Source organism: Microcoleus sp. LEGE 07076 (assembly GCF_015207455.1).
Classification (GTDB): Bacteria; Cyanobacteriota; Cyanobacteriia; order Cyanobacteriales; family Microcoleaceae; genus Microcoleus.
Map to the genome: position 1 here is coordinate 1 of NZ_JADEWV010000161.1, position 13581 is coordinate 13581.

At 47.9% G+C, this 13581-nt stretch carries 9 protein-coding genes; all 9 read right to left on the reverse strand.

Annotated features, from left to right (window positions below):
* Positions 1 to 773: Hpt domain-containing protein (locus IQ270_RS22075; RefSeq protein WP_193975348.1), on the reverse strand; the 773-nt coding region annotated here is incomplete at its 3' end.
* Positions 774 to 833: 60 nt separating this feature from the next.
* Entirely contained in the window at positions 834 to 1151 is a 318-nt protein-coding gene (locus IQ270_RS22080) for a hypothetical protein (protein ID WP_193975349.1), read from the reverse strand.
* Complete coding sequence (locus IQ270_RS22085) at positions 1148 to 1441, reverse strand: type II toxin-antitoxin system RelE/ParE family toxin (RefSeq protein ID WP_193975350.1); 294 nt, start codon at positions 1439 to 1441, stop codon at positions 1148 to 1150. The genes IQ270_RS22080 and IQ270_RS22085 overlap by 4 nt, the downstream gene beginning before the upstream one ends.
* Positions 1442 to 1653: 212 nt before the next feature.
* Complete coding sequence (locus IQ270_RS22090; protein WP_193975351.1) at positions 1654 to 7827, reverse strand: PAS domain S-box protein; 6174 nt, start codon at positions 7825 to 7827, stop codon at positions 1654 to 1656.
* A 110-nt stretch (positions 7828 to 7937) separates the two neighbouring features.
* A complete protein-coding gene (locus tag IQ270_RS22095; protein ID WP_193975352.1) occupies positions 7938 to 8435 on the reverse strand; it encodes a chemotaxis protein CheW in 498 nt (165 codons plus the stop codon).
* 35 nt (positions 8436 to 8470) lie between these two features.
* Positions 8471 to 8593 (reverse strand): hypothetical protein, encoded by a 123-nt coding sequence (locus IQ270_RS31985; RefSeq protein WP_255532470.1) that lies wholly within the window; start codon positions 8591 to 8593, stop codon positions 8471 to 8473.
* A gap of 115 nt (positions 8594 to 8708) precedes the next feature.
* Positions 8709 to 9980 carry an RNA-guided endonuclease IscB gene (gene iscB, locus IQ270_RS22100; protein ID WP_193975353.1) on the reverse strand — a complete coding sequence of 424 codons (1272 nt, stop codon included), beginning with the start codon at positions 9978 to 9980 and terminating at the stop codon, positions 8709 to 8711.
* A gap of 299 nt (positions 9981 to 10279) precedes the next feature.
* Entirely contained in the window at positions 10280 to 10645 is a 366-nt protein-coding gene (locus tag IQ270_RS22105) for a response regulator transcription factor (protein ID WP_193975354.1), read from the reverse strand.
* A 285-nt stretch (positions 10646 to 10930) separates the two neighbouring features.
* Positions 10931 to 13309 carry an amylo-alpha-1,6-glucosidase gene (locus tag IQ270_RS22110; protein ID WP_193975355.1) on the reverse strand — a complete coding sequence of 793 codons (2379 nt, stop codon included), beginning with the start codon at positions 13307 to 13309 and terminating at the stop codon, positions 10931 to 10933.
* Positions 13310 to 13581 lie beyond the last annotated feature (272 nt).

Sequence of the window (13581 nt, forward strand, 5' to 3'; positions counted from 1 at the left end):
TCGATCGCCCTTCCTGCGAGTAGCTGCTCTCGTGCGGTTTGCAAGTTTTGGGCGATCGTCCAACCCTCGGACTGCAAACGTTCTAAAGTCAAATCTGGGGAGTCGATCAAGTCTCTGAGGGGTTCGGCGACTTTCCCAAAATCCGGCAATTGTAGCATTCCAGCCAAGCCGGAGAGTTGGTAATAAACCTGGTTGAGGGCGGTGACGCTTTTTGGCAAATCTGCCTCAGAAGCTTGGGAAAGCTCAGTTTCCAAGCGATTGAAAACAGGCGGCAATTCGTGTTCAAAAATCAGTTTCAGGGTTTCCGGGGCTGCCGATCGACTGGCTGTGGGAACTGGGGGCGGTTCTGGCTTGCCGTACTCGGCCTCGAACTCGGCGTAAATTTGGGCGAGATCCTCCAAGTTTGCCGTTTGATCTGGAATTGTAACATCCGAGTGCTGAATCGACTCGGCCGCAATTTTTTTGAGAGTATCCACCCCTTGCAGCAAAACTGTTACAGTGCTCGGTTCCAGCGCCGACAAGTCCGTGCGATCGCGCAAAATGACAAAACAGTCCTCCAGCGTGTGAGCTGCGGTAGACACGTTTTGAAAGCCCAACATCGAACCCGCACCTTTAATCGAGTGAGCCGCCCGAAACATTTCTTTCACTGCCGCTTCTCGTTGTTGTAACCCGCTACCTTCCATCGCCAGCAGGTGAGTCTCCATTGACTGGAGAAACTCGCTGGTTTCTCCGGTAAAAGCATCTATTAATTCGTTTAAATCGTCATCATTCATATATAGATTAAGACAAGCAGCCAGTAGTTTTGAACTCTTACCGATAACCTCGGTTATTGGCTAATCGCTTGAACTCAACGAACTTTCTTTCGTTATTTCCGATTGTAAGCCAAGTTGTTGCCGGACGGATTGCAATGATTTTCCTCTTTTTGCCTTCGGGCGATCGCTTGGAGGCGGCACATCGCCAGCAGAAATAAGTGGCTTTTTTAGAGCAGCAAGGAGTTGGTTTAATTCTTCTTGAAGTTCTTCCACTGATTCTCCAAAAGGTGCGGTTTCTTTTTCAGAGCAGGCTGCGACCGCACCTTGATCATCATAATACACCGTGCGAATTGTGTACCCGCCATCCTCAAAAAATACTCGATAATCCCAGTTCATCATAGTTCTTCCTCTTCTCCTTGAAATATGTATTTATTTCCCGGCTTTGCAGCTATGCGCTCTATACTGACAATTTTAACTTGCTTGTCAACCTTGTACAAAACGCGATATACCCCCACTCTCAATTCCCATTCTGCTGTATTATTTGGGCGCAGGGGTTTCCGGTTGCGCGTCTCGGTAGTGGGTTCATAACAAAGGTTGGCTTCAATACCGTCAACAATTAGATTCTGTTCGTGTTTCTTAAACCACTGCAAATCCTCAATCGCTTGGTCTGTAAACTCAATCTCAAACACGATAGCCGCACCCTAAAAATATTTCTAGGGAATGAGAATTAAATAACTTGCAATCTTTATTGTTTTTGTGGGATGGGCGGGAGAGCCTGTCCCACAAACTTGTCTAAATTATTTAATTCACGATCCTAATACTCATCCATCTTACCATTCATCATCGCACACTGCCACAATACCCAGAACCCGGACTTCTTCAATAAGTCGCGGTTCTAAAATTACGAACGGAAATTTGCCACCGACTTTTGCAATTTGTCAACTGAACCAGATAAATCGTCCAAGGATACTTTTACATCTGAACCTTTTTGGGCAGTCGTATTAGCAATTTCGTTGACTTGCTGCATACTCTTAGAAATTTCCTCAGCCGAAACAGTTTGCTTAGCAGATGCGCGAGTAATATTCTGCACCAGAGCGTTCATTTCTCGACTAACTTCGATGATAGCATTGAGGTGAGTTTTAGCTTCGCTGGCTAGCTTAGTGCCTTCCACTACCTCCAGTGTCCCCGATTCCATTGCCTTCATGACGCGGCTGATTTCTTCTTGAATTGTACCGACAATTTCTGATATTTCTTCAGTCGCGCCGGCCGATCTTTCTGCGAGTTTTCGCACTTCTTCGGCGACAACCGCAAAACCCAAACCTTGTTCGCCCGCGCGCGCCGCTTCGATAGTAGCATTGAGAGCTAACAAGTTGGTTTGGGAGGCAAGTTGAGAAATCGAAGTGACAATTTTGCCGATTTGCTGCGAAGATTCGCCCAAACGTTTCATCATTTTGGAAGTAGAGGCGATCGTCAATCGTAGCTCGTTAATGCCTTCGACAGCGCGATCGACCGCAACGCCACCTGCTTCTGCGGTGTGAGAAGACTGCTGGGCGACTGTTTCGGCGCGCACCGAAACATCTCGCACGTCGCGGATCGAATTCACAATCCGCTCGATTTCGCGCATGATGGCAGATATTTTTGTTGCTTGAACTTCCGCCTGTTGGGTGAGTTGGCTGGTATTGTTAATTGACTCGCCGGTGGCAGATGTTACCTGTTCGGCTAAAGTTTGAATTCCCGTTACCACCTTCCGCAGAGAACCGATTAAGAAGTTGAAAGAGTCGGCCACAGCACCTAAAACATCGTTCGTAACTTCCGCCCTGACAGTCAAATCGCCTTGAGCCGCACCTTTAATTTCTCCCAGCATTTTGAGGACTTGTTGAGTCAGAGAATCGGCTTCTGCTTTGCGTTCTGCGGCTAATTTTTCTAGCCGTTCTTCTGCCTCTTTGCGTTCGGTGATGTCAAAGCGGATGGCGATATATTTGACAATTGTGCCGCTGGTGTCAAAAATTGGGGCGATCGTCGAATCAACCCAGTAAAACGAGCCATCTTTGCCGCGGTTTTTGATTTCGCCTTTCCACACCAAGCCGCGAGAAATTGTCAGCCACATTTCTTGAAAAAATGATTTGGGATGGTAGTCTGAATTGATAATCCGGTGGTTGTGATTGAGGAGTTCTTCTATGCTGTAACCGGAGATTTGAGTAAATTTTTCGTTGACGTAGACGATCGTGCCTTTGAGGTCTGTTTCGCTGACGATCGCAGCTTCGTCTAGAGCATTTTGCCGCGTTTTGAGTTCTTGCAGCAAGCGTTCCTGTGTCTGGGCCAACTGCTGCATCTGTTGCTGCGATGCTCTTTCTTCGGTGACGTTGCGGCAAATGACTACGCCGCCTTTGATTGCTCCCGTTTCGTCTTTGAGCGGCCTGCCGCTAATTTTTACCCACAAACCCTCCGGCTGGGCTGCGTGGCGGGTGAAAACCTCTACTTCGTCTACTGATTCTCCTCGAATTGTGCGGGCTAAAGGTATGTCATCTGCGGGATAGGGAGTGACGCTATCTGGCAAAAATAAGCCGTATTTTCCCGACCACTCGTTGGGGAGAGTATCTGTGGAACCCAAGCCGAAGATATTTTCAGCGGCGGGGTTGAACAACACAAAATTACCTTTTTCGTCGGCAGCAACTACGCCGTCGCTAATGCTGTCTATTAGCAGTTGCAAGAGATTGCTTTGTTGTCTAAATTCGTCTTCGGAACTGGCTAATTGGGCGGTTGTTTCTTGGAGTTGCGCGATCGCCTGTTTGCTTTCGGTAATGTCGCGGGCGACTGCATACATAATCTTTTCTTCGGCTAGAGGTCGCGTTTTCCACGACAGCCATTTGTAGGAACCGTCTTTGCACCGATACCGATTTTCAAAAGCCATTGTTTCGGCGCCGCTGGCTATTTTGCCGGCTTCTGCTGCGGTTTTTTCGCAGTCTTCGGGATGGACGAAATCGAGAAAAGATTGGTCTTGCAGTTCTTCTACGGTGTAGCCGAGAGTTTTTACCCAAGCGGGATTGAGGCGCTTGAATTTGCCTTCAAAATCGGCTATGCAAAGCAAGTCAAGGGACAGGGTGAAAAATCGATCGCGCTCTGCTTCGGCTTTTTTGCGATCGGTAATTTCGATCGCCACACCGCCGACACCCATCGGTTTGCCGTTGTCTCCGGCTAAAGGAAAGTAAGAAGCCAGCCAATCTCGGATTACGCCCGGTTGGTTGACGGTTGTACCTGCAACCTCAATATTTAACAATGGTTGGTTGTTTGCCAGAACGCCCTGCAAAATCGGCTGTAGAGTATCGACCATTTCGGGTATAACTTCCCTGAGAGTTTTGCCGAGGTGTTCGCCAACTGACGCGCCGGTGGTTTCCGCTAATTTCTCGTTGACTTGCACGAACCGCAATTGGTCGTCAAAAATAAACATGGCTGCTGGGGCAGATGCGAAAAATGCGTCAAAGCGGGATTGGCGCAAAACTAATTCTCGTTCTAGGGCTTTGCGATCGGTCACTTCCAGAACGAAAGCACCGATACCAATGGGTTTGCCGTCCTCTCCCGGTAGCGGAAAGTAAGATGACAGCCAATCCCGCACCACATCTGGCTGCGCGGTGGTAGCGTGGGAGAGTTCGAGATTTAAAATCGGTTCGTTGGTACTCAAAACCTGTTGGTACAGCGGGCCGAGGGTCGGTGCCATTTCCGGTTCAACTTCCCATAAGGTGTTGCCGATGTATGCTGAAGCCGGCTGACCTCCAAGTTCGGCAAGCTTTTCGTTGAACTGCACGAAGCGCAGTTGGTCGTCTGTGATGAACATTCCCGCCGGTGCTGCGGCGAAAAAGGCGTCAAAGCGGGCTTGACGCAATGTGAGTTCTCGTTCTAGGGCTTTGCGATCGCTGATGTCGCGAGCTTCGGGAATCAGCAGCACGACTTTGCCGCTGTCGTCTACGATCGGCTTGAGCGAGAAGTCCACAGTCATCACAGCACCTCCAGCAACCAGCACGTCGGCTTCGTAGCGGACAAATTCGCCGGCGGCGGCGGCGACGATCGCAGCTTCGACTTTTTGCTTGGCTTCTGGGGAAATTTGCCACCACAGATTGTCGGCAAACTGAGTACCTACGAAGTCTTCGCGCCCGAGTCCGGCGACTGTCTGGGCTGTTTGGTTGGCTTCCAAAACGGTGCCGTCTGGTTCTAGCAGCCCCACTAATTGGAACGATTGGTCAAAAATGGCTCGGAACAGTCTTTCGCGATCGCGCAGCATTTCTTCTGCCCGTTTGCGATCGCTGATGTCGCGGCTAACTGTGGCTACGCCCACCGGCTCGCCTGTTTCTGGGTTTTTGACGGTAAATAGGTTGAAGTCAACGGGAATGTTTTCGCCTGTTTTAAAGTTTCTAAACTGGAATTCGCCCTGCCAAAAACCGTCTCGTACAGTGGCGGGCAATATCTCTTCTTTGAGAATCTTAGTTTTTTCGGGTGTGAGGAAGTCATACATACTTTTGCTTTTGACTTCTTCAATTTTTTGCAATCCCGCTAGCTTAATTCCAGCAGCGTTAATGTATGTTAGCTCTCCGTCCATTGTTGCCATGCCGATAAAATCTGAGCTGCTTTCGACAATCGCAATCAATTTTTGGTTTTCGATTTCGGCAAGCTTGCGCTCTGTAATGTCGTTGTTAATTTCTAAAATTGCTTTGGGTTTTCCCTGTTCGTCGCGCTGCAAAGTCCAGCGGCTGAACACAGTGATTTGGGTTTGGTAATTGGTGGTCTGAATCAGTTCTCCTTCCCAATAATCCTGCTGTTCTAGCTGGGCTGAAATTGATGCTAAAGGTTGGGCAAATATCGTGTGAAACAGGCTGTGAGTAACTTGTCCTAAAGCTTCTTGCTTTTTGTGGCCGTAGATTTTCTCAGCGCCTTGGTTCCAGTAATCGATCGTGCCGTCGAGTTCTCGAATAATTAAAGCATCGCTGGCGAGGTCGAGCATTTGCAAGTTTTGCTGCAAGGCTTCTTCGGTGCGCTTGCGGTTGGTGATGTTGCGGGCGATCGTTGACATAAATTCAACTTCTCCGCTCTCGGATTTGTGAGCAATAATTACTTGAGAAACCGGTATTTCTTCGCCTTCTAAAGTCTGCCAAATTGTCTCCCCGGTCCAAACTCCATCCCGACAAGCTGCGGGGATGCCGACGTTTATAATAGTATCGACACTTTTGGGCGATGTCAGGTCGGAAATGCTGACTTCGGCTAAATTTGCCTCCTCGCCAACTTTTAACATTTCCCTGGCCGCGCGGTTGAGATAAATGCTGCGCTGCTGGGAGTCTGTCATCCCTACCCAGTCTGTTGTGGCTTCTAGGATCGCTTTGAGCCGCAGTAGCTGCTGTTGGGATTCGCGGCTTTGCGTGATGTCGCGGGCGAAACCGAGAACGCCTGTGATGTTGCCTTCTGCGTCTTTGAGGGGGAATTTCTGGGTGTCGAAGACGTGTATTTTACCGTCGGCTAAGGTGGGGAAGTCGTTGGGGTTGTAGGCGTTTTGGCTGTCGGGGCGGAAGTTTTGGATTTGGTTGTGGGAGGCTGTTTGGGCGTGGGTGTTGCCGAAGATTCGATCGGCCTCTATGCCGAGTTCTAAATCGTCTTTGCCGATAATTTGTGCTTGAGTTTTGCCAAAGGCGGCGGCGAAACCTGCATTGACTAGGGCGTAGCGACTGTCTTGGTTTTTGACGAAAATGCAGTCTGGGGTGGCGTCAATTACTGCTCGCAGCAAACGTTGGGAATTTTCTACTTTTGCCAGTGTCTGCCGCATTTGTTCTTCCATCCGCACCCGGTTGGTGATTTCTCTAATGGCGCAAACGAGGACTTTGCTGCCGCAGGCATCTACAAACATAGATTTTTTGACAGACATAAAACGGGTATTTCCGTCTGGTTCAGTAATGGTTTCTTGGGTTTCGCTGCTGGCGTTTGCCAAAAAAACTAATTTGTTTTTTTCTTCATATATGTCTGCTTGTTCTTTCGGCAAGAAGTCGCGGTAAGCTTTGCCAATTAGTTCCGATCGGCTGCGACCGATGTATTGACAAAAGGCATCATTTAATGTTAACCAGCGGTGCTGTTCGTCTTTGACGTAAATCGGGTCAGGGATGGTGTTGAGGATGTTGTTTAAAAATTGTTCAGAGGCTTTTAATTGCTCTTGAACAGCGGTGCGATCGCGAATTTCTTCTTGCAATTGGGCGTTGGCTTGCGACATTTGCTCGGTTCTTTCTTTGACTCGCTGCTCTAAATCTGCGGTGAGCTGCTGCAATTGCGCTTCTGTTTGTTTGCGCTGGGTGATGTCGCGACCTTCAGCGAGGATTTGAAATACTTCTCCTGCTTCATTTAACAACGGTTTAAACGAGAGGTCAATTACTCTGATTTGGTTGTTGGCTCCGGTGATTTCGTATTCTTCCCGGACAAAGTTGCCTGCGGAGGCTTGTTGAATGTTGGCTTTGAGGCGCTGTTCGTTGATTGGGGATGACGGCCACCAAGGCGCGTACCAAAATTTCAGTCCCAGCACTTGAGATGCTTGGAAATTGCCCAATTTTAGCGCTGTCTGATTTGCTTCAATTAAAGTGCCGTCTGGCTGCAATAATATGATGAATTGAAAAGCTCGATCGAAGATTGCCTGAAATCTTTGGGTAGTTTCGCTAAGAGCTTGTTCTGTTTCTTGTTTAGATTGCAGAATTTGGGTAGAACCTACTAAAAAGCTGTAGCGGTTGGACAGGCTTAAAAAGCCGATCGCCGGAATTACAGTTATCCAATCGGAGATGGTTTGCATCATCGGAGAGTGCGGGAGTCCCAGGTATTGGGTGGCGTGACCGGTGTGACCCAAAGCGCAGCTCAAAAAAATGCCTGCTGTGGTTGTCGCGAAGATGTCGAATCCGGCTTGGCGGTTTCTCCACAAACCCAAGCTAATTAATGAGCCAATAGCAAAGTAACAGACACAAATAATACAATTGGCAAGCCCAGCTAGCAGCGATGGAGAGAAGTCGGGCAATGTCAGGGTGAAAGTTGTGGCGATCGAGTTAATTAAAAGTTTCATGATCAAATTAAGAATTGGCAAATCAAATGCGAGCGATTTTAGATTTTAGACTTACACCGGATTCTTCCTTGTTCCTAATGACCGATGACTAATGACTAATGACTGATGACTTACCAGCGTTCAGAATGGGCGATCGCTTCAACATCGACTATCATTAGCAAGCGTCCTTCGCAATTGTACAAACCTTTGAGAAAAGGAACGAGTTCGGGGCTGACATCGATGGCGGAGACTATTCGATCGGGATTGAGAGGAAAAACTCCTTCAACGCGGGAAACGCCCAATCCCATTCGCATTCTCGACAATCTCACGTCTCGCGGATCTGGCGCTTCTACCACTAAGATGCGGCTGCTGGGGTGGTGGATGTCAACCGGTTCGATACCGGCAAACCGTCCGAAGTCTGCTGCTGCTAAGATTTCGCCGCGCAAGTTGGTTAATCCCAGCAAAAATGGCAAGGTGTTGGGAACCGGGGAAATTGGTTGTTCGTTGAGGGAAAGCACTTCTCGCACTGCCTCTAATTCTATGCCGAACACACTGCCTCCTTGACCGAAGAGGAGAAATTGTTTTGTTCCACTTGTCTGATTCCCCGCCGGAGGAGCAGTTGTTTTCATTGCAGGTTTTTTTACCTTTTAGTGTAGCTTACAAATTAGGATTTTGCTTTGCCAGCAAAGCCGATCGCCAGAAGTGAGTTTTTGGGGAGCAGTTTTTGGGCATCAAAGGCTTGGGTGAAATAAATCCCGGGTTTGGGAGCCGGGCCAGTCGCTATCATTAAAAGTAAATTTTTTAGGAAATTTTGAAACCCAGTTTCTTGCATAAAACGGGGTTAAGAACTGCTCGATAATCTCTACCCATACCTGGACATTACTACCGTTTTTGTTCAGATATCAGACATAACTGTAACCATCTTTGCGATGGATGGCTTTACAGTAATCGAGCCTTACCGAAAACCGTTTTTTGTTGATAATGAACTCACCTCTTCCATCCGACATAGGGCAGACTCTAGCTGTAAATGTTCCTTGATACTTACCTTTCGGTACATCGGCTCGAACAATATCACCAGTACAAAAGCCCAAAATTGGACGCAATGGACGATGCTTGATTGGATAGCCATATTTATCTGTTTGGCAGCGCTGCCTTGGACCAAAACCAGTGGCAGTGACATTGAGAATGCGCTCTGTTAAGACTTGCAGCGTTTTTGTGATACCAACACAGGCAGCGTCTAACCAGTGAGTTTTTTGTAATCCCAACCGAGTCCTGTTGTATTTGGTTTGTCCTCCTGTACCTGTATAAACTGGCAAGCCTGTTTCTTTGAGTCGATTAAACAATGCCCATCGGGTAGCATTAACGGCTGCTGCATCCAAACAAGGTCGCTTGGCTTGAGCTAATATCCGCTTAAGTAGATCGGGCTTTTGTGAGAGGAACTGCTCGATTGATTTTGTCCCTTTCTTGATGTTGCATTTCTCACAAGCTAAGCACAGATTAGAGATGCGGTTGCTACCTCCTTTGGCTAAGGGGTGAATATGCTCTATCTGTAAAGGCACATTTTCAATCCCGCAATAAGCACAGTTTCTTTGCCACTTTTCTAATAAATACTCGCGGAGCTCGCAGCCAAACAAAGTGCCTTGCTGGTATTCGCACCCGCTAATCTCTGGATTGTCTAGTGCTTGCGTGTCAAACTTAACTAGCTCCTGTCCGATCTCACCTAGCGGAGCAAATTTACGCAGGCGCTTGACCCAAGTTTCTGTGGTTAAAACCCGATGCTTCAAGCTTGGTGCTAACCATCCTTGAGGGCGCGAACGGTTCAGAAAACGCGGCTGGCGGTAGCGTGTATTGCGGTTTCTCCGACCTCTCCGTAAAGACCTACGAGAGTCAATAGCTAGTTTAATTTGCTGCCCGCGATGCTTCAATTCCATCCCCCAAATAACCTCATCCCTGTCAGTTACAAGAGCAAATCCCGTAACTTTTGAACCCGGATCGATTTTGAGAGTAAGAGGATGAACAATTGGACGCTCGATAGCTCGTTTCAGAATTAGAGTAAAGGGATATCTGCGAAAAACAGCCGCCTTGCCCTGCTCTAATAATTTTCTTGCTTGTGCTGGATGAATCGGATTCATCGGTGTCTTTTGAGCGTCAATGATAAAAACGTAGTTTGACATCTTCTGTCATCCAATTAAGTAATGTTTGCCTCGGTAATGTTGAGAGGGCTTGTTAGGAACTAGGCACGGGCTTATCAACCTTTCGCCACTACTTTTTAACCTAGTTCGACAGGGCAGAAAACTGGCTTTTATTTTCTGGTGTCATGACCCTCCCAACGTAGGCTTAAGAAAGCCTTAACCTGCAGGTTCGTTACTCTGTGGTAGAAGTTTCTACTTGTGTCCAGATTTTGGTAGGTTTTTACGAACGGTTTCTAGGTATGATGTTTTTTGTGAAAGCTACTGAACGTTTTATCTTTTGTTTAGGGCCAAAGCAGCCGCTGCACGATGTTGACGAGTTGCTGAGGTTCAAAGGGTTTGCTGACGTAAGCGTCGGCACCTAAATCGGTTCCCCAAGCTTTATCGATCTGAGTGTTTTTATGAGTACAAAATACTACTGGCAAGTGTGCAGTGGCGCGATCGCCCCGCAATTCTCTGATTACTTCAAATCCGTTCATTCGCGGCATCACTACGTCTAAAACGACAAGATCCGGGGGTACTTCTCGGATCAGGGCGATCGCTGCTTCGCCGTCGCCAGCCCGAATCGCCTGCATTCCGGCATCTTCAAGAATGCGGCAGATGATTTCGAGTTCGCTCGGAACATCGTCCACTACTAAAATTTTTGACATGATTCCACGCTTCCTTGCTGTTGTTGATGGCGGACAATCTTGATTTAGAAGCTGGCGCGATCGGCTGTTTGAGCGCACCGCGCCAGAGAAGAAATTAATCCACTTCCAAATACAATATAGCCGATCGCATTGCCCTAGGGAAGATGGAAGATGCAAGATGGAACATGGAAGATGCAAGAAGATGCCAGATCAAAAACACCTATTCGTCTATCCGTGACTTTCGCCCCCTGAATAAAGCGAATTGGGAATTGGCTGGCAATTACCTATGCCCAATTCTCACAAAATTTAAGCTTCGATAATTACTCGCAAATTACCGCGTTTTTTAATCACCCGACAAGCGGTTGATGAACCCGATCCCTCAAATTCTAAATCGAGCACAGTTGAGCCTATTCTTAAGTTGTGCAGCGACAGTTTGTCAATCGATTCTGGCAGTGCCGGATCGATGATTCGCAGTTGGTTGTTGGGGGCATCTGGAACTAAATTTAACATCATTTGCAGCAGTTGAAACATACTGCCGGTTGCCCAAGCTTGGGGCGAGCAAGCTACAGGATACTGCACGGGGAGATCGCTCGGGTTGTTGCGCTCGTAGCCGCAGAAAAGTTCTGGGGGACGCTCGTAGGGTTGCAGCAATGTCATGTCAAATAAGCCTTCAGCTACTTCTAGAGCTTGTTCGACGCGACCGATCGATCGCAGTCCCAAGGCTGTCAAAGCATTGTCGTGCGGCCAGACAGAGCCTGTGTGGTAGCCGATGGGATTGTAGGCGGGAGATTTTGACGATAGGGTGCGAATTCCCCAACCGCTAAACATATCTGGAGCTTGCAATCTTTCTGCTACGCTTTGAGCTTTTTCTGGCGACAAAATGCCGAGGTGCAAACAGTGTCCGGGATTTGATGAAATGCTGTCTGCGGGTTTGCCTTGGCCGTCTAATGCTAGGGCGCAATAATCTAAATCTTCGATCCAAAAATCGCGGTTGAATCGGGTTTTTAGGTTTTCTGCTTCTGCTTTCCAGCGATCGACCAAATCGATACGTTTTTTGATGCGGGCAATTTCTGCCAGACGGAGTTTAGCAGCGTAAACATAGGCTTGGACTTCACAAAGGGCGATCGCTCCTTCTGCGATAACGCCGTAGCGGTTGACGATGCAATCTCCGGAGTCTTTCCAGCCTTGATTTGCTAAGCCTCGCTGGGATTTTTGGTAATAGCTGAGGTAGCCTGTTTCTGCACATTTGCGATCGATCCATTCCATCGCTGCCAAGGCATTCGGCCACAAACTATCTAAGGTTTCGCTGTCGTAAGTCCAGGCGTAATATTCAGCGTAAAGCATCAACCACAGCGGCGTTGCATCGACTGTTCCGTAATAGGGAGTGTGGGGGATTTCGTGACACCGAGCCATTTCTCCCAGGCGGATTTCGTGCAATATTTTTCCTGGTTCTTCGTCCCGCCAATCGTCGTCTGTTTTGCCTTGATAGTGAGCTAAAGTTGTCAGGGTTTCTCTGGCTAAAGTTGGATCGAGAATTAATATTTGAGAAGCGGCGATGATGGAGTCGCGGCCGAATAATGTTGAAAACCAGGGAACTCCGGCGGAAATTGCTTTGCCTTCTCCAAAGGTTTGCCGCAGAGAATAAATGTCTTGTTCGGCACTTTTCAGGAGTCGGTTAAAGGTGTTTTTGTCCGAGTTTATTCTGGTAATTTTGCTCAGCCATTCTCGCTCTTCTAAAAGTTCTGCTGCTTTGGCTTGAGTTAAATTTACCGGAGTGCTGACTGTGGAAATGGGTTTGCCGTCGGTCAGCATTTTGAGCCGATATCCCAATTTGATTGCTTGGTGGGATTCTAGGGAGATGCGCCACAGTGCTGTGTTTCCCTGAAACAGTGCTGGCGGTTGGTTGTAAAAGTCGATGCGAGATTCCATCACCAACCCGTCTAAACCTTGATACGCAAGGGTTAAATTGTCCTGGAGGTTGCAGGCGGGATATTGGTCGATCGACTTTCGCTCGATCGGGTTTTTTCCTGATGCTGGAATTGGCGGATTTGGGTTTTCGGTTGCCGGATTTTCAGTCTCTCTATTGCCGTTAGCGCCGGCCACTGGCGCGGCTGGTTTGTCTGCTTCACCGGGGGATGTTCCGTTGGTTTTTTGGGGCACCAGGCGCAGGATTTGGCCGCGCTGGGAGCGCCCGTAACCCCGCACTTCAAATAAGTCTAAGAAATCTGAGTTGAAGCTGAGACTGATTTCAAAGCTGACTGGTTTGGTGTTGAAGTTGGTGATTTCTATTTCTTCAAACAAACCGCCGCTGAGCACCATTTCTCGCTTGATGCCTATGGTTTCGGCGCGGATGCGATCGTCAATCCGGGGGTTGGAGCACAAAACTGTTTGCAGGTAGCCTTTTTCAGCGTTGCTGCTGAGCAAAATTGGCGATCGCCCTTCAATTTGCAATTCTAGGCGGCTCAGAAAGCGCGTGTCGTGGCAAAACAATCCGAGGCTGGCCACGCTGTCGTCTTCTAAACACCCTGAAATGTTGCCCAGGGTGTCGATAATCAGAAATAAATCGTCGTCTTTGAGGGTGAGTGTTGGTTGAGGTCGATCGGCGATCGCGCAAGGCCACTCGGTTACAGGCGACTCCGCAGCGGCTACAAATGTTTTTCCTTCTAGTTCAACAGTATCGGTCATTATTACTAAAATTGGTTTCCCATCTTTTCAAAAGTTTAATTTTCTAGAGCTTTTGACTCTTTAGTTTTTGGCATTAAATTTTGAGGCAAAGCACCCTGATGTAATGCTTCACTATTGGCATCATACCATTTTTGGTCAACTGATGCCAACCAAAAATTAGATATATCTCACAAATTTAACTTTTCTAAAAGCAGGAAAAAAAGTGAAGTGTTCGGTAAAAAATTAGCATAATATCGACTCACTAATACAGCATTTATTAATAGGATTATTGC

What these genes read in the sequence shown, in the direction of transcription:
- iscB (WP_193975353.1), bottom strand. Translation starts at nt 9,980, where the DNA reads ATGTCAAACTACGTTTTTATCATTGACGCTCAAAAGACACCGATGAAT.
- IQ270_RS22095 (WP_193975352.1), bottom strand. Translation starts at nt 8,435, where the DNA reads ATGAAAACAACTGCTCCTCCGGCGGGGAATCAGACAAGTGGAACAAAA.
- IQ270_RS22080 (WP_193975349.1), bottom strand. Translation starts at nt 1,151, where the DNA reads ATGATGAACTGGGATTATCGAGTATTTTTTGAGGATGGCGGGTACACA.
- IQ270_RS22105 (WP_193975354.1), bottom strand. Translation starts at nt 10,645, where the DNA reads ATGTCAAAAATTTTAGTAGTGGACGATGTTCCGAGCGAACTCGAAATC.
- IQ270_RS22110 (WP_193975355.1), bottom strand. Translation starts at nt 13,309, where the DNA reads ATGACCGATACTGTTGAACTAGAAGGAAAAACATTTGTAGCCGCTGCG.
- IQ270_RS31985 (WP_255532470.1), bottom strand. Translation starts at nt 8,593, where the DNA reads ATGATAGCGACTGGCCCGGCTCCCAAACCCGGGATTTATTTCACCCAA.
- IQ270_RS22090 (WP_193975351.1), bottom strand. Translation starts at nt 7,827, where the DNA reads ATGAAACTTTTAATTAACTCGATCGCCACAACTTTCACCCTGACATTG.